Source organism: Xanthobacter albus (genome assembly GCF_043194895.2).
Lineage (GTDB): Bacteria > Pseudomonadota > Alphaproteobacteria > Rhizobiales > Xanthobacteraceae > Xanthobacter.
Map to the genome: position 1 here is coordinate 1,247,168 of NZ_CM195532.1, position 15,322 is coordinate 1,262,489.

At 68.8% G+C, this 15,322-nt stretch carries 16 protein-coding genes; 9 read left to right on the forward strand and 7 right to left on the reverse strand.

Annotated features, from left to right (window positions below; genetic code table 11):
- Window positions 1-141 precede the first annotated feature (141 nt).
- On the reverse strand, window positions 142-603 hold the full coding sequence (locus V5F75_RS05630) for a Rieske (2Fe-2S) protein (RefSeq protein ID WP_394033487.1): 462 nt from the start codon (window positions 601-603) through the stop codon (window positions 142-144).
- 156 nt (window positions 604-759) lie between these two features.
- The gene (locus V5F75_RS05635) at window positions 760-2,388 is read right to left on the reverse strand and encodes a flavin monoamine oxidase family protein (protein ID WP_394033488.1); all 1,629 of its coding nucleotides are present in this window, start codon (window positions 2,386-2,388) and stop codon (window positions 760-762) included.
- A 376-nt stretch (window positions 2,389-2,764) separates the two neighbouring features.
- On the opposite strand from V5F75_RS05635, the gene V5F75_RS05640 reads away from it, so the two are divergent.
- The 4 genes from V5F75_RS05640 (at window position 2,765) to V5F75_RS05655 (ending at window position 4,838) form a co-directional block, all read left to right on the forward strand.
- Window positions 2,765-3,226, forward strand: a complete 462-nt coding sequence (locus V5F75_RS05640) for a hypothetical protein (RefSeq protein WP_394033489.1) — start codon at window positions 2,765-2,767, stop codon at window positions 3,224-3,226.
- A gap of 111 nt (window positions 3,227-3,337) precedes the next feature.
- A complete protein-coding gene (locus tag V5F75_RS05645; RefSeq protein ID WP_394033490.1) occupies window positions 3,338-4,192 on the forward strand; it encodes a sulfurtransferase in 855 nt (284 codons plus the stop codon).
- 59 nt (window positions 4,193-4,251) lie between these two features.
- A complete protein-coding gene (locus V5F75_RS05650) occupies window positions 4,252-4,515 on the forward strand; it encodes a hypothetical protein (protein ID WP_394033491.1) in 264 nt (87 codons plus the stop codon).
- 5 nt (window positions 4,516-4,520) lie between these two features.
- Window positions 4,521-4,838 carry a hypothetical protein gene (locus V5F75_RS05655; RefSeq protein ID WP_394033492.1) on the forward strand — a complete coding sequence of 106 codons (318 nt, stop codon included), beginning with the start codon at window positions 4,521-4,523 and terminating at the stop codon, window positions 4,836-4,838.
- A gap of 430 nt (window positions 4,839-5,268) precedes the next feature.
- Here the strand turns inward: V5F75_RS05655 and V5F75_RS05660 are convergent, their stop codons facing one another.
- The 5 genes from V5F75_RS05660 to nifH form a co-directional block, all read right to left on the reverse strand.
- On the reverse strand, window positions 5,269-5,568 hold the full coding sequence (locus V5F75_RS05660) for a ferredoxin family protein (protein ID WP_393989886.1): 300 nt from the start codon (window positions 5,566-5,568) through the stop codon (window positions 5,269-5,271).
- Window positions 5,569-5,638: 70 nt separating this feature from the next.
- Window positions 5,639-6,946, reverse strand: a complete 1,308-nt coding sequence (locus tag V5F75_RS05665; protein WP_394033493.1) for an FAD-dependent oxidoreductase — start codon at window positions 6,944-6,946, stop codon at window positions 5,639-5,641.
- A gap of 10 nt (window positions 6,947-6,956) precedes the next feature.
- On the reverse strand, window positions 6,957-8,066 hold the full coding sequence (locus tag V5F75_RS05670; RefSeq protein WP_394033494.1) for an electron transfer flavoprotein subunit alpha/FixB family protein: 1,110 nt from the start codon (window positions 8,064-8,066) through the stop codon (window positions 6,957-6,959).
- A 43-nt stretch (window positions 8,067-8,109) separates the two neighbouring features.
- Window positions 8,110-8,958: an electron transfer flavoprotein subunit beta/FixA family protein gene (locus tag V5F75_RS05675; RefSeq protein ID WP_394033495.1), complete on the reverse strand. Its 849-nt coding sequence runs from the start codon at window positions 8,956-8,958 to the stop codon at window positions 8,110-8,112.
- Between the two features lie 534 nt (window positions 8,959-9,492).
- On the reverse strand, window positions 9,493-10,374 hold the full coding sequence (nifH, locus tag V5F75_RS05680; RefSeq protein ID WP_394033496.1) for a nitrogenase iron protein: 882 nt from the start codon (window positions 10,372-10,374) through the stop codon (window positions 9,493-9,495).
- 470 nt (window positions 10,375-10,844) lie between these two features.
- On the opposite strand from nifH, the gene V5F75_RS05685 reads away from it, so the two are divergent.
- The 5 genes from V5F75_RS05685 (at window position 10,845) to modD (ending at window position 15,191) form a co-directional block, all read left to right on the forward strand.
- Window positions 10,845-11,279: a response regulator gene (locus V5F75_RS05685; RefSeq protein ID WP_394033497.1), complete on the forward strand. Its 435-nt coding sequence runs from the start codon at window positions 10,845-10,847 to the stop codon at window positions 11,277-11,279.
- A gap of 11 nt (window positions 11,280-11,290) precedes the next feature.
- Complete coding sequence (locus V5F75_RS05690; protein WP_394033498.1) at window positions 11,291-11,728, forward strand: ArsC/Spx/MgsR family protein; 438 nt, start codon at window positions 11,291-11,293, stop codon at window positions 11,726-11,728.
- Complete coding sequence (locus V5F75_RS05695) at window positions 11,725-13,344, forward strand: SagB/ThcOx family dehydrogenase (RefSeq protein WP_394033499.1); 1,620 nt, start codon at window positions 11,725-11,727, stop codon at window positions 13,342-13,344. Before V5F75_RS05690 ends, V5F75_RS05695 begins: the two co-directional genes overlap by 4 nt.
- A 10-nt stretch (window positions 13,345-13,354) precedes the next feature.
- On the forward strand, window positions 13,355-14,185 hold the full coding sequence (locus V5F75_RS05700) for an ankyrin repeat domain-containing protein (RefSeq protein ID WP_394033500.1): 831 nt from the start codon (window positions 13,355-13,357) through the stop codon (window positions 14,183-14,185).
- Between the two features lie 169 nt (window positions 14,186-14,354).
- Window positions 14,355-15,191 carry a ModD protein gene (gene modD, locus V5F75_RS05705; protein WP_394033501.1) on the forward strand — a complete coding sequence of 279 codons (837 nt, stop codon included), beginning with the start codon at window positions 14,355-14,357 and terminating at the stop codon, window positions 15,189-15,191.
- Window positions 15,192-15,322 lie beyond the last annotated feature (131 nt).

The window sequence follows — 15,322 nt, forward strand, 5'->3', positions numbered from 1 at the left end:
GTCTTCGAAACGGAACCTGCGGGGATGCGGCGCATCCCCGCCTTTTCGGGCAATCCCGGCCTTCTTGGGAACCTGCCGGACATTGCGAGCCGAAACCTCGATCCGGATGAGCGTGGCTCATCCGGATCCGGTGCCGGCCCTTCAGACGCCGCCGCCCTCGTCGGAGCAGGAGGTGATTTCCTCCTCATCGTCGTCTTCGTCCTCCGCGAGGGGCACGCCCACCACGCAGATGTCGTTGTCGAGCACCGCGAGCGGCACCGGGGTCAGCCCCTCGCCCTTGCATGGCCCCTCGACGCAGGCGCCGGTGCCGATCTCGAACAGGGCGCCATGCTTGCCGCACATGATGCGGATGCCGTTCGGGTCCATGAACTGGTTGCGCTCCCAGTCCAGGTTCACCTGCTGGTGGGGGCAGACGTTCTCATAGCCGAACACCTGCTTGCCCCAGCGCACCACGACGATGTTGAACGGCTTTTCCTCGCCGTTCTCGTCCAGGCGCACCAGCTGAAACCCCCGTGCCCTCTGGCTCGGGATGTCGCTCATGCTGCAGATGGCGTAGGCGATGGTCTCGCCGGTGGCTTCTTCCTGTGCGACTTCGGTTTCCATTGCGTCCTCGTTCACGGCTCCAGGGCTTCTCCGCGCGCATCGGCGCGCGGAAATCGTTCCAGGTCATTTAGACCGCGCATTTTCTTCACGCGAACCGGCACCACTTGGCTCGAAAATGCTCCAGGGCCGCGCGGCGGCTGGCGCCGCGCGGCGGTGTCACGACGCCAACGCCGGGCCGGCGGGCGCGGGCTGCGCCCGCTCGCGCTCGGCCTTCGCCAGCAGGCGGCGGTTGGCGGCAAGGGAGAAGTCGCGCCAGGCGGCGGCGATGTCCCTCAGGATCGTCTGCATGTACTCTTTCGACAGGTGGTGCTCGTCCGGGAAGTTGGACAGGGCGCAGGAGGTGCGGTTGAACGCCACCACGTCGTCGACGAGGGTCTGGATGAAGTCCCGGAACGGCTGCTGCACCTGCGGCATCAGCGCCGAGCGCCCTTTCTCCACCGCCACGTCGCGCATGTCGAAGGGCAGGGTGTCGAGCATGTCGAGGGCGCGGTCGTAGATGTCCTCCACGGCGCCGAGGATGGCGCGCTGGGCGAGCTGGTCGCGCTGCTGGGCCGCCAGCGCCCGGTTGAGCCGGGCGCGGTAGGCATCGAAGGCGGCATCGTGCTGCCCCGCCACCCAGGCCGCGAACCGCGCGAGGCTCACGGCGTTGACCGAGGCGCCGACCGTGGGCAGGCCGTCGTCTTCCGTCTCCGCCGCGCGCAGGCGGGCGAGGGCGCGCTCGATGCGCCGCGCCGCCTCCAGCGCGCCTTCAAGGTAGCCGGCGCCCTGGGTCGCCGTCTCCGAGCCGCCGAGGAACAGGCGCCCGTCCCACAGCGCCCGCCGCAGCAGGGGATTGGAGAAGGCCACGTGCTCGCCCGCCGGCTCCGCCCGGTCGCGGGCGCTGCAGGTGAGGGGCTCGCGGGCCCAGTCCTGGTAATGCAGCTCGCCGCCCCCTTCGAGCGCCGCGCCGAACACCTGCGCCATCTGGTTCTTCATGAGCATGGGCAGGCCCACGGCGAAGGTGTCCCGCAGCGCGGGCGGGAAGGCGAGGAAGCCGGCGAGCGCGGCCTTCGCGCCGGTGGCGTCGCAGGCGTCGAAGATCTCGCCCACCACGGCCTGCTCGTGGGTCACGAAGGCGTTGCCGGATTGGCCCGCCGCGCGCCAGTGGGGCTGGTCATAGGCGATGGCGACCTTGGCCTGGGCGGCCATCCAGGTGGGCGCGGCGCCCATGGCGTCGCGGGTGGCGCCGTCGAGCTCCGGCTCGAAGCGCACGCTCTCGGCCACGAGGCGCGGGGGCAGGGCGACCACCACGTGGCGCGCCTCCACCTCCAGCAGCATGTCGTTCACGCGGAAGGCGAGGACCACGTGGTCGCCGGCATCGCGCACCGCCACCAGCACGTGGGAGAGGTGGATCTGCTCCTCCGGCAGCTCGTCCGCCAGCGCCGACACCAGAGTTGTCATGCCGCCGGCGACCCGGCGGGCGCCGCCGTGCACGCTTTGGCTCGCCAGCGGCTGGGCGCTCTTGTCCGCCTCGGCGAGGTGCAGCACCGTGCCCTCGTCGTGCTGAAGGAAGGTGGGCAGGCCGAGATCGGAGAGGAAGGCGGTGACGAGGGGCTGGGTGTCCGGCCAATACCAAGTGGGGCCGAGGTCCAGCGCCTCCCCGGTGGTGGCGGAGACGGCGGTGAGGATGCGCCCGCCGAGGCGGGGGCGCGCCTCGTAGATGGCGATGTCGCGGCCCTGCCGCTTCAGGTGCCGGGCCAGGGCCAGGCCGCAGAGTCCGCCGCCGATGATCGCTGTGTCGAGCATGGACTGTCCTCGCATGACTGCGTTTCCTGGAACCCCTGCAAGATTCGCGCTCACGCCCGCCCGGCGGCGGCAAAGCCTTTGCGGGAAAGGGCAGGGCGGAGTGGGGCGTGATCGCGTCCGTCTCTCACGCGGGCGGATCGCGGCGGGCGAGGGCGGCAAGCGGACACGGGCGACGTCGCATTCCTGCGCCGCGCGGCGGCTTCCCGACATGACGATGCCGGCCGCATGTGATCGCCGGCGTCTATCAACGTCCCGCCGCGCGCCCTGTCGCCGCAAGGGGCCGCGCGGCGTCCTTCCGATGTTTCGCGGCCGGCGTGCGCGGCTGGCATGAAACTTGATGTTCCGAAGGCGAACCGTTTGCCTTTGGAGAGCCAAGATGTACGTCGCGTCTGAATTCGCCCAGAAGTCGCTGGACGAGATCAAGGAGCTGCTGGCGGGGGCCACCCTCACGGTCTATTCCGTCGCCCGTCCGGCCTCGGCGGACCAGAAGGTGGATCGTTCGAACAAGCTCGCCACCTTCACCTTCGCCACTCCGGCCTTCGGCACCCCCTCCGAGGACGGTTCCGAGGTCCCGAGCTTCGTCGCCAATCCGGTGCCCGGAGCGGATGCCGGCACCCCCGGCTTCGCGCGCGCCACTAAGGAAGACGGCACCGTGATCGCCGATTTCTCCGCCGGCCCCGGCGACCGCGAGATCAAGTTCGCGGAGGTCACCGTCTCCACCAATGCGCCGGTGAGGGTGGCGAAGTTCACCTTCAAGCCCGAGGGCGGCTGGCCGGAGCGCGTCGATTATTACGACAGCCACCCGCGCCCCGGCTACGAGATGCCCAAGGTTCCCTGAGCCGCCCGGCCCGCGCCGCTGCCTTCGGGCGGGCGGCGCGGGCCTCGGGATCGTGACTTCCGGCGCGCGCCCGGCGCGGTGCCGGCCCGCCGAGAAGGAGCCCGTGATCTCATGACCACCACACTCCCCGGGGCCCTGGTCGCCAGCGAATGGCTGAGCGATCATCTTTCGGACCCGGACCTCAGGATTCTCGACTGCACCTGGCACCACGAGAGCACCAATCTCGACGGGCGGACCCAGTATCGCGGCCGCCACCTGCCGGGCGCCGTGCATTTCGACATCGACCATGTGGCGGACAAGTCGACGGGCCTCCCGCACATGCTGCCCTCGGCCGCCGACTTCGCGAAGAAGGTGGGGCTGCTCGGCATCGGCGCCGGCGACCGGGTGGTGGTCTATGACCGCAACTGCGGCGGCTCGGCCGCGGCGCGGGTGTGGTGGATGTTCCGCGTGTTCGGCTACGACAACGTGGCAGTGCTGGACGGCGGGTACGGCAAGTGGACCGCCGAGAAGCGGCCCACCGAGATGTCTCCGGTGCGGCCGGAGCCGAAGACTTTCAGCGCCAGCTTCTCGCCGCATCTGGTGCGGACCCTCGACCAGATGCGGGCGAACCTCGCCTCCGGCGCCGAGCAGGTGCTGGACGCGCGCGGCCCCGCGAAGTTCGACGGCAGCCAGGAAGACCTTTTCCCCGCGCGCAAGCACGGGCACATCCCCGATGCGGTGAACCTGCCCTGGGGCGACCTCGTGGTGGCCGAAACCGGCGCGCTGGTCTCGCCGGAGGCGATCCGGGCGCGGTTCGCGGCGGCGGGCATCGACCTTGCGAAGCCTATCGTCGTCACCTGCGCCTCGGCGACGGTGTCGTGTGTGCTGGCACTGGCGCTTTACGTTGCCGGCGTCGGAACCGCCGCGGTCTATGACGGTTCCTTCGCCGAATGGGGACTTGCGGAAGACACGCCGGTGGCCGCCTGAGGCGGCCGCCGGGAGATGACGTGATCCGAGCCAGCGATGGGCGAGCCGGGAGCACCGAGATGAGTGGCGCGCGCGACGAGCCTTTCGAGACCCTCTGCGAGGGGCAGGACTATGCCCTTCAGGCCAGCCGGGACGGAGCCCTGTTCGTGCTCCGCTTCAAGGCCGAGCAGATGACGGCGACCATCGAGGGCGAGGATGCGGAACGTTTTCGTTCGGATTTCGATGCCGTGAAGGCTCAGTATCCGGACTGGACCTGCGATCGACTGCTGGCGCAGCTCTGGGATCAGGGCGGTTACAGTTGGCTGGCCATTCAAGACGGGTGATCACCATGGCGACGACTTTGATCAAGACCACGGCGGACGGACGCAAGCTCGAGGTGGTGGGCCTCGCCATCATGCTCGACGGAAAGCTGGAGGCCTTCGACCTCATGGAGGTGAAGCTCCACCCCAACCGCCGCAAGATCTGGGAGGTGTCGCCCGACGCCACCCATATGGCGGGCCGGGTGACGCTGACCCAGGAGGAGACCGACATGGTGACCGCGGCTTTCGCGCAGGCCGAGGCGGAGATTCTCGCCAGCCCCGCCGCCATCAACGAGCGCTTCCGCATCGCCATGATGTGGCGCGCGCGGCAGGAAGGCATCGAATAGGCCGCGTCCTCCGCAGTTTTTCGAAAGAAGGGGAGCGATGGCGGTGGCCGTCGCTCCCCTTTTTCTTGCCTTGCCGGCTGGCTGCCGCGTCTTCAGGCCATGGGCTCAGGGCGCCGATCCCGCGCAGGCTGATTTACTCGCCGGCCCCTCATGCGCCAACGGCCCATGAGGACAGATCACGAGAGAAAAGACCACCAGCCGCGGGGCTTATGGGCGGCGCGCGATGGCTATGCCTTCTCAAAAAATCAGCCGCACGGGGCGGCGGCCCCGTGCGGCTGACACGGTTCAAGAACGTCTTATGGCAATCGATATGATCCGCCGGGCCGGAACTGAAATACCGGCGTTCGGCCCTGGATGACGGATCGGGCAAATTTTCGCGCGGGCAATGGAAGGCACGGGGCCGCAGGACGGTCCCGGTGCCGGTGCGCGCTCAGCCGAACTTGAACAGGACGCCGTATCCGCCGCGCGGATAGTTCCATTCGATGTCGCCGGAGGGCTCGCCGATGATGCGGCAGGTGCCGCATTCCACGCAGCCGTCGGCGGTGATCTCCACCTGGCCCTTGTCGTTCAGCTCGTAGCAGCGCGCCGGGCAGGCGGTGAGCAGCGCCTTCAGCGCCGGGGTCGGCTCGGTATGTGCGCGAACCTTGATGTGGGCGCGGCCGGCGTCCACCAGGTAGCGGTTCTGGAAGAGCTTGTCCTCGACGCGGACCGCGGTTTCAGTGCTTGCCATGTCCATCTCCCTTGGTTGTCCGCGTCGGGGTGAGCGCTCCGACGCGGACGGGTGGTCCGATCAGCCCCGCTCAGCGCCACGCCCGGGCGAGCTTGAAGGCGTCGCCGAACAGGCCCGCCCAAGACCGCGCCGAGGTGAACGACTTCATCGTCAGCTTCTGCTTCTCCTTCTTCGGCGTGCCATCGACACGCACGAAGTTCTGCATCGCCTTGTTGACGAGCTGCGGATAGGTGAGGAAGAAGTTCTGCGACTGGACATGCAGAAGCTGCGGCATGTCCTTGTACTTCTTGAGATCCTTCATGACGAAGGAATCTTCCAGCATCTTCTTGTACAGCGCGAGGTTCGCCGCCGTCATGGGGTCCTTGCGGGACTTGACCTGGAAGATGGCCTCGGCGGCGATGCGGCCGGAGGTCATGGCGAGGTTCGAGCCCTCGCGGTGGATGGCATTGTTGAGCTGGGCGGCATCGCCCACCACGACCCAGCCGTCGCCGAACAGCTGCGGGATCGCCTTGTAGCCGCCCTCGGGGATGAGGTGGGCCGCGTATTCCTTCACCTCGGAGCCCTCCAGGAGGGGCGCGATGGAGGGGTGCTTCTTGAACTTCTCAAGCAGGGTGTAGGGGCTCTCGCCGCCCTTCTGGAAGTCCGAGACCAGGCAGCCGATGCCGACCGAGATGCACTCGCGGTTGGTGTAGAGAAAGCCCATGCCGGTCATCCCCTTGGAGATGGTGCCGGCGGCCTCGATCACCGCGCCCTCGTCGCCCTTGATGTTGAAGCGCTCCTCGATGACTTCCTGCGGCAGGAAATGCATTTCCTTCACCGCCAGCGCGACATCGGTGGGCTTGGGGATCTTGCGCAGGCCGGCGCGGGTGCCGAGCAGGCCGCTCACACCCTCCGCCAGCACCACCACGTCGGCATGGATCTGGCCGCCGCCGCGATCGGTCTTGACGCCGATCACCTTGCCGTAGGCGTCCTGCACCAGCTCGGTGACGGTGGTCTCGCACACCACCAGGGCGCCGGCTTCCTGCACCTTCTTGTTGAACCACTTGTCGAACTGGGCGCGGATGATGGTGTAGCGGTTCGGCTTTTCTTCGTTGAAGTCTTCCGAGCGATAGTGCAGGCCCACGTGGGAGCTGTCGCCCATCATCCAGAAGCGCTGCTCGATGAGGTGCCGCTCCAGGGGCGCGTCCTCGCGGAAGTCGGGCACGATCTTTTCGAGCATGTCCGCGTAGAGGATGGCACCCTGCACGTTCTTGGAGCCGGAATACTCGCCCCGCTCCAGCTGAAGGACCTTCAAGCCGCGCTTGGCTAGAGTGTACGCGGCGGCATTGCCGGCCATGCCGGCGCCAACCACGATCGCGTCGAACTTTTCGTCGATCATAGGAGTATCCTCAGCTGGCCAGCTTGTCGCGCGAATGTGCGGACAGGCGCTTGCGGAAGGCTTCGGTCAACGCCGGCAGGAAGCGGATGGCGTCGGTGACGATGCCCACATGGGCGAAATCGAAGATAGGCGCGTTCTTGTCGGTGTTGATGGCGACGATCAGGTCCGCGCCCTCGACGCCCACGCGATGCTGGATGGCGCCGGAGATGCCGGCGGCGATGTACAGCCGCGGGCGGATGGTCTTGCCGGTCTGGCCGATCTGCCGGTCGGAGGTCACCCAGCCCTTCTGCACCAGCGGGCGCGAGCAGCCGTAATCGGCGCCGATGGCCTGGGCGAGCTGGCGCACCAGCTGGAAATTCTCCGGCGAGCCGAGCCCGAGGCCGCCGGCCACCACCACGTCCGCATAGGCGAGGTTGGACTTGGAGGACTCGCGGTCGGGGATGAAGTTCAGCACCTTGGTGATGATGTCGGCCTCGTTCACGCCGAGGGGCAGCTCCACCACCTTGCCGATGGGCTTCTCGACCCGGTCCGGCATGGGCATCACGCGCGGACGGACGGTGGCCATCTGCGGGCGGAAGTTCAGGGTGTAGATGGTGCAGAGCAGGGAGCCGCCGAAGGTGGGGCGGGTGGCGGCGAGCGAGCCGTCCGCGTCCACGTCCAGCTCGGTGGAATCGGCGGTGAGGCCGGTGAGCAGGGTGGTGGCCACCGCGCCGGCGAGGTCGCGGCCGAGGGTGGTGGCGCCGAGCAGCAGGATCTCGGGCTTGTAGGTGTTGACGAGGTTCGTCATCGCGGCCGTGTAGGCCTCGTTGCGATAATCGGTGAGCACCGGGTCGGCGCACACATAGGCGAGGTCCGCGCCGTAGCAGAAGGACTCCGCGACCGCGTTGCGCACGGTCTCGCCCTCGGGGCCGAGCACCACGGCGGCGAGCTCCACGCCGAGCTTGTCGGCGAGCCGGCGGCCGGCGCCCATCAGCTCCCAGGAGACGGGGTGCACCTGGCCGCGTTCCTGCTCCACGAACACCCAGACGTGCTTGTACGCCTTGAAGTGTTCCGGCAGTTCCTTCTTGGTGGATGCGCGGCCGCCGGCGGCGGGGGCGGGGGTTTTCTTCGGCTCACTCATGGGTGTTGCTTTCTTCCTGATGCCTCGTGTGCTTCCGGGACCGTCAGAAGCCGCGGGCGAGCGCGGTGAGGTCGGCCTCCAGGGCGGGCTGACGGGTGAAGATCTCCTCGATCAGCGCCTCGGGCAGCGAGCCGCCTTCGGGGATCTCGATGATCTTGGCCTTCTCGGCGCGCGCGCTCGGCGCGAACACGCGCTTCACGATGGTGGGCGAGCCCTTGAGGCCGCACTTGTTGAGATCCTCGACGCCGGCTTCCTTGGCGTTCCACTTGACGATCTCGGCGCGGGCTCCGCGCAGGGCGTCGGCCATGGTGCCGCGGCGGATCTCGTTGGTGCCTTCCAGCATGGCGACAAGGCAGGGCAGCTTGCTCCTCAGCACCTGCGTGCCGCCCTCGGCGCGGCGCTCCAGGGTCACGGTGCCCTCGGCGGCGTCGTATTCGGTCACCTTGGCCACGTAGGTCACCTGCATCAGGCCGAGGCGCTTGGCGATGCCGGGGCCCACCTGGGCGGTGTCGCCGTCGATGGTCTGCTTGCCGGTGAAGACGATATCCGGCGCGCCCCAGGTGTCGCTGATCTTCTTGATGGCGGTGGCGAGGGCGAATGAGGTCGCCAGCGTATCGGAGCCCGCGAAGAAGCGATCGGTGAGCAGCACGGCGCGGTCGGCGCCGAAGGTGAGGGCCTTGCGCAGGGAGTCCTCGGCGGAGGGCGGGCCCATGGTCAGCACGGTCACTTCGCCGCCGAACTTGTCGCGCAGGCGCATGGCTTCTTCGAGGGCGAAGAGATCGTACGGATTGATGATCGTCGGCACGCCCTGCCGCATGATCGTGTTGGTGACGGGGTGGACGCGGATCTGCGCCGAATCCGGGACTTGTTTGATGCAGACGACGATGTGCATGAGATTGCTCCGAGCCCTTCACCTTGGCTCCGCACCGGAATGAGCAAGCACCGTGCCAATATTCTGAAGGTCCGGATTCTAGAGATAAAACAATGAGATAACAGGTGTTCGCCAGGGTCGCCGCGACATCGGCGCGTCGGGCGTCGGCGCCCCATGTCGGGAACGCGACAGATTCGCAGGGGTCGGGGGGCAAGGGGCACTGATGCGAGGCCGCACTGAGTGCGCGGGCGCGTGGCGCGTCGCGGAACGGCGGATGACGGGAAGGCGACAGCTTTGCGCGGGGATGTGCCGGGGAGAGGGGGCTCGCGCTCATCTCGCGCGGGGGCGCGGGCGAAGCCAGGGCACCTAAAAAGTGTCCCCCGCCTTGCGGCGGGGGACCAAGCCTAATCGGGGGTAAATGAAGGGTCGAAATAAAATCGAAAGAAATCGATACGCGTTCCGGCCAGCCTACAAAGTCGAGAAAAAGAACAGGGGCCGGTGGAAATGGCGCGCCGGGCGGATGTCCGAAGACCCCGTCCGGCGCGCTCAGGGGCCTCAGCCTGCGGCGAGCTCGGCGGCGGTCTTGCCGACCTGGCTCTCGTCGACGGCGTTCAGGATGCCGTGCTCCATGAGCAGGTCTTCCAGCTCGTCCATGGTGATCGGGGTCGGGATGATGCCGTTGCCGGCATTCGCGTGCACCTTGGTCGCCAGGTTCCGGTAATGGGTGGCCTGCTCGCTGTCGGGCGCGTACTCGATCACGGTCATGCGGCGCAGCTCGGCGTGCTGCACGATGTTGTTGCGCGGCACGAAGTAGATCAGCGTGGTGCCGAGCTTCTTCGCCAGGCTCTCCGCCAGCTCCAGCTCCTTGTCGGTCTGGCGCTCGTTGCACACCAGCCCGCCCAGGCGCACGCCGCCGGAGTTCGCATACTTCAGGATGCCCTTGGAGATGTTGTTGGCCGCGTACATGGCCATCATCTCGCCGGACATGACGATGTAGATTTCCTGCGCCTTGTTCTCGCGGATGGGCATGGCGAAGCCGCCGCACACCACGTCGCCCAGCACGTCGTAGGACACGTAGTCGATGTCCTCGTAGGCGCCGTTCTCCTCAAGGAAGTTGATGGAGGTGATGACGCCGCGGCCGGCGCAGCCCACGCCCGGCTCCGGGCCGCCCGACTCCACGCAACGGATGTCGCGGAAGCCGACCTTCATCACGTCCTCGAGCTCCAGGTCCTCCACCGAGCCGGCGTTCGCGGCCAGCGACAGGATGGTGTCCTGGGCCTTGGCGTGCAGGATCAGGCGGGTGGAGTCGGCCTTCGGGTCGCAGCCCACGATGAGGATCTTCTGGCCCATCTCCGCAAGCGCGGCCAGGGTGTTCTGGGAGGTGGTCGACTTGCCGATACCACCCTTGCCGTAAAACGCGATCTGTCGCAGCGACATCTTGCTCTCCTTCGAACCTATTTTTCAGAAGACCAGCGCGCGCGTGGCGCGAGGCCGTTTCTCTCGTCATCTTGAAATTTCGTCGGAAACGCCCCGCGGGTTACGGGAAGGAGCGCATCGCTGGCAGATCGCCTAGGCGTGCACTCAGCCCTCACTCGCCGTTGCGCAGTGGGACCAGCAACCAGCGTGCCAACTTGCAAGAGGCTGCGAAAAGCCTTGATTTACATCAAATCCGCCCCGCGAATGGCGGTGCCGCAACGCTGTGTCGAACCCGACACGACAGGAGGTTCTGTCGCAATCAAAACAACCGAACGCGCGGCGCCGGCGGCAAGCGCCGCGCGGCTTTGCAGGGGGCCATGCCGCCGGCCGCGAGTCCTTCGTGCGCGGAATGAATATTGCTTGAAGCGAAGAAGATGCCCGCCCCACGGCCGGGCGTCGCCGCGGCATCGAGGATTTGAGCGAGGAGCGACATGCAGATCGGCGTTGAAACTTCCAAGGCTGTCGACCAGCGGCGCGTCTTCGTCGTGGACGAGGACGAGATCACCCGCGCCGCCCTGCAGTTCATGCTGCATGACGAGATCGAGACCCACGAGCTCGCCACCCCGGAGGAGGCCTATGAGAAGGGCGTCGACTGGCTGGTGCCGCACGTGGTGCTGCTGGGCGTCTCCTACATCAAGAGCCGGGGCAACGACATCATCGCCGAGATGAAGGGGAAGTTCCCCGATGCCCGCGTCCTCGTCGTCTGCGACAAGGCGGACGAGGCGGTGGCGGTGGGCGCCATGAAGGCGGGCGCGGCCGGGGCGGTGGTGAAGCCGCTGACCCTGGAGGGCGTGCGCAAGAAGGTGGACACCGTTCTCGGCCGCGGCGGCGCCGTGCCGCTGGTCCAGCTCTCCATCCTGAAATAAGGCGGCGACCCGTGGCGAACGTCGTCTTCTACGAGAAGCCCGGCTGCGGCACCAATGCCCGGCAGAAGCTGATGCTGGCCAATGCCGGCCATGCGCTGGAGGTGCGGAGCCTGCTCGCCGAGCCCTGGACCGCCGGGCGGCTGAAATCCTTCTTCGGCGACACGCCGGTGGCGAGCTGGTTCAATCCGGCTGCCCCCGCCGTGAAGTCGGGCGCTGTCGATCCCGCCGCCATGGAGGCCGAGGCGGCCCTGGCGCTGATGGTGGAGCAGCCGATCCTGATCCGCCGTCCGCTGGTGGAGGCGGACGGCGCGCGCTGCGCCGGCTTCGACCGCGAGCCGGTGCTCTCGCTCATCGGCGCGGGGGTGACGCCGCCGGAGGGCTGCTCGCGCCCCGCCGACGGCGCCTCCTGCCCCGATCCGACGGCGCCGGCGCCGTCCTTCAAGCCGTGAACGTCGCGGCGGCCCCGGCCGCGACCCCGGCGGATGTGGCGATCGCCTATCACGAGCGCACCAAGCACGGCCTGAAGCGCTACGCGGCGGGCCCCGAAACCCTGGACTGGGACGCCCAGCCCGACCCGTTCCGCACCTATGAGGGCGCGGCGCGCACGGTGCTGCCCGTGGTGGCGGACCGGCTCGTCACGCCGTTCGCGGATCTTTTCCGCTCCGGCGCGGTGCCGTCCGCGCCGCTCGCCCTCGCCTCCGTCTCGGCGCTGCTGGAGCTTTCCATGGGCCTCACCGCCTGGAAGGAGTTCGGGCCGGACCGATGGGCGGTGCGGGCCAATCCCTCCAGCGGCAACCTGCACCCCACTGAGGCCTATGTGATCGCGCATGGGGTGCCGGGGCTGCCCGACGGCCTCCATCACTATGTGAGCCGCGACCACGCGCTGGAACTGCGCTGCCCGGCGGCCGTGCCGGAGGTGGGCAGCACGCGGCTGTGGATCGGTCTCAGCTCCATCCATTGGCGCGAGGCGTGGAAATATGGCGAGCGCGCCTTCCGCTACTGCCAGCTCGACACCGGTCACGCGCTCGCCGCCTTCCGCTATGCCGCTGCGGCGCAGGGCTGGGGCGCGCGGCTCGTCCACGGCGTGGACGCTGCCGCCCTCGCCGCCCTCCTCGGCCTCGACCGCGCCGGGGATTTCGCGGGCGCCGAGCGCGAGGAGCCCGACCTTCTGATCGCCATCGACGCCGGGCCCGGCGCCGGCGCCGTCGGCGCGCCGCCGCCGGCGCTGGATGCCGCGCGCTGGGCCGGGCGGGCCAATGTGCTCGATCGCCACCCGATGTATCGCTGGCCGGTGATCGACGAGGTGGCGCGCGCCACTCCGCTCCCCGCGCTGGCACCCCGACCGGAGCCGGCTGCAGCGTCGGAGCCGCCGCCGCGCTCGGTGCCGGCAGCCGCGCGGGCGGCGGATGTGATCCTGGGCCGGCGCAGCGCGCAGCGGTTCGAGGCGAAGTATCACATGCCGCGCGAGACCTTCTTCTCCATGCTGGACGCGCTGCTGCCCCGCCGGGCGCCGCCGTTCGACGTGTGGGACTTCGCGCCGGCGCTGCACCCGGTGCTGTTCGTGCACAAGGTGGAGGGTCTGGACAGCGGCCTTTACGCTTTGCCGCGCCTGCCGGAGGCGGGGGAGCGGCTGCGCGCCCTGCTGCGCGACGACTTTGAATGGGCGACGCCGGAGGGGTGCCCGGAGCACCTGCCGCTCCGCCGCCTCGCCCGCACCGATGCGCGCGGCGTCATCCGCACCCTGAGCTGCCACCAGGCCATCGCCGGCGACAGCTGCTTCTCCCTCGGCATGCTCGCGGCCTTCGAGGAAGCGCTGGCGGAGGACCCCTGGCGGTATCGCCAGCTGTTCTGGGAGGCGGGAATGCTGGGGCAGGCGCTCTACCTGGAGGCGGAGGCCGCGGGCCTGCGCGGCACCGGCATCGGCTGCTATTTCGATGACGACGTCCACCGCCTGCTGGGGCTGGAGGGGCGGCGGTTCCAGTCCATGTACCATTTCACGGTGGGGCGGCCCATGGGCGACGCCCGCATCGTCTCGTCCCCGGCCTATCCGGGCAGAACCGCTTGAGGAGGCTCGAATGGCCGAACGCATTCCCTTCCGCTGCATCGGCGTCAAGGAGGCCGACGCGCTGCTGAGGAACCCCCGCACGGTGACGCTCGACGTGCGCGATGCCGGGGCCTATGGCGCCGGGCACGTGGAGGGCGCCCGCAACATCACCTTCTCCGGCCTGTCGGAGCTCATCATGGGCACCCCGAAGGCGGCGCCGGTGCTGATCTATTGCTACCACGGCCACGCCAGCCGCGAGTTCGCGCAGACATTGTCGGATTTCGGCTTCAGGGAGGTCTACAGCCTCGACGGGGGCTACGAGGCCTGGCGGAGCTGGGTCCATGCCCAGGCTCCCACGGCCAACGCCCCCACCGCCAACGCCTCTACGGGCACGCCCGACGCGACCCTGGCCCGCTGGCTCGCCGGCCTCGGCTTTCCCCCGGGCGGGGTCAACGCCACGGTGGAGAATGGCATGACCCCGCTGATGAAGGCGGCGCGGGAGAGGCTGGGCGACATCGTCGGCGGCCTCGTGGCCCTCGGCGCGGCGCTCGACCAGCGCAACACGGACGGCAACACCGCCCTGTGGCTCGCCTGCGTGGGCAGCCATCTCGATATCATCTCCGCGCTGGCGGCGGCGGGCATCGACATCGACAACCGCAACGACAACGGCGCCACCGCCCTCATGTACGCCTCCTCCGCCGGCAAGGCGGACGTGGTGGCGCGGCTGCTGGAGCTGGGGGCCGACCCGCTGCCGGAGACCCTCGACGGTTTCTCCGCGCTCGATCTCGCGGCCACCGCCGAGTGCCTGACGCTGCTGCGCGGGCCCACCAAAGCGGCGAAGGCGGCCCGCGCCCCGGCGTGAGGCGGCGCGCGGGCCTGCCGTGCACCGCGACGCCGGCGGGGCAGCGCGCCTTTGTCCCGTCGACGGGGCACACTGCGGCCGCCATAGTCCATCTGCTGTATTCACAGGAATAGAGCGCGCGGCGCGCGGGCGGGTCCCTGCGCCCATGCCTTGCCAGGAGTGAGCGAAGATGCGGTGGTGGACCGAGGCCATGCTCGACGGCCTTCTGGCCGAGGACGCGCCCCATGGTGATCTCACCACGGCGGCCATCGGCATCGCCGGCCGGCGCGCCCGCCTCGCCATGCACATGCGCGCGGAGGCGACCGTGTGCGGGGTGGAGGTCGCGCAGGCACTGTTCCACCGGGTGGGGGTGGAAGCTGAACGCCTCGTCTCCTCCGGCGCGCGGGTTCCGGCCGGCGGGGCCATCCTCTCGGCGGAGGGAGAGGCGGGTGGCGTCTTCACCGCCTGGAAGGTGGCGCAGACCCTGGTGGAATATCTCTCCGGCATCTCCACCCTCACCGCCGACATCATCGCCGCCGCGCGGGCGGTGTCGCCGGAGGTGGCGGTGGTGACCACCCGCAAGACCCTTCCCGGTGCCAAGGCGCAGATGATCGCCGCCATCCGCGCCGGCGGCGCCTTTCCGCACCGGCTCGGCCTGTCGGAAACCCTCCTGGTGTTTCCCGAGCATTGCGCCTTTCTCGACGACGCGGTGGCCCGCATCGCCGCCCTGCGCCGCGCCATGCCGGAGAAGAAAGTGGTGGTGGAGGTGAAAAGCCTGGATGAGGTGGCGGCCGTGCTGCCGGCTGAGCCGGACGTGCTCCAGTGCGAGAAGATGACGCCGCAGGACATCCGCGCGGTGGTGGATCACGTGGCCGCGGCGGGCGCGCGGGCCCTGGTGGCGGCGGCCGGGGGCGTGAATTTGCAGAATGCGGCTGCCTATGCCGCCGCCGGCGCGCGGATTCTCGTGACCTCCGCCCCCTATTGGGCGAAGCCGGCGGACGTGAAGGTGGTCATCTCCCCCGCTTAGGCGGGGGGAGACTCTTCTGTCGCGAACCTGCCGAACGGCGCGCGGTCTCGCCGTGCTGTCACGTTTGCGACAAGTGAATATGAAATTTTTTCTTTTGAAATCATAAGTTTATAAAACTGGTCCGCTCCTTG

Coding starts and splice junctions, on each gene's coding strand:
- V5F75_RS05650 (WP_394033491.1), top strand. CDS start 4,252: ATGAGTGGCGCGCGCGACGAGCCTTTCGAGACCCTCTGCGAGGGGCAG.
- V5F75_RS05660 (WP_393989886.1), bottom strand. CDS start 5,568: ATGGCAAGCACTGAAACCGCGGTCCGCGTCGAGGACAAGCTCTTCCAG.
- V5F75_RS05635 (WP_394033488.1), bottom strand. CDS start 2,388: ATGCTCGACACAGCGATCATCGGCGGCGGACTCTGCGGCCTGGCCCTG.
- V5F75_RS05700 (WP_394033500.1), top strand. CDS start 13,355: ATGGCCGAACGCATTCCCTTCCGCTGCATCGGCGTCAAGGAGGCCGAC.
- V5F75_RS05645 (WP_394033490.1), top strand. CDS start 3,338: ATGACCACCACACTCCCCGGGGCCCTGGTCGCCAGCGAATGGCTGAGC.
- V5F75_RS05665 (WP_394033493.1), bottom strand. CDS start 6,946: ATGATCGACGAAAAGTTCGACGCGATCGTGGTTGGCGCCGGCATGGCC.
- V5F75_RS05675 (WP_394033495.1), bottom strand. CDS start 8,958: ATGCACATCGTCGTCTGCATCAAACAAGTCCCGGATTCGGCGCAGATC.
- V5F75_RS05640 (WP_394033489.1), top strand. CDS start 2,765: ATGTACGTCGCGTCTGAATTCGCCCAGAAGTCGCTGGACGAGATCAAG.
- modD (WP_394033501.1), top strand. CDS start 14,355: ATGCGGTGGTGGACCGAGGCCATGCTCGACGGCCTTCTGGCCGAGGAC.
- V5F75_RS05630 (WP_394033487.1), bottom strand. CDS start 603: ATGGAAACCGAAGTCGCACAGGAAGAAGCCACCGGCGAGACCATCGCC.
- V5F75_RS05685 (WP_394033497.1), top strand. CDS start 10,845: ATGCAGATCGGCGTTGAAACTTCCAAGGCTGTCGACCAGCGGCGCGTC.
- nifH (WP_394033496.1), bottom strand. CDS start 10,374: ATGTCGCTGCGACAGATCGCGTTTTACGGCAAGGGTGGTATCGGCAAG.
- V5F75_RS05655 (WP_394033492.1), top strand. CDS start 4,521: ATGGCGACGACTTTGATCAAGACCACGGCGGACGGACGCAAGCTCGAG.
- V5F75_RS05670 (WP_394033494.1), bottom strand. CDS start 8,066: ATGAGTGAGCCGAAGAAAACCCCCGCCCCCGCCGCCGGCGGCCGCGCA.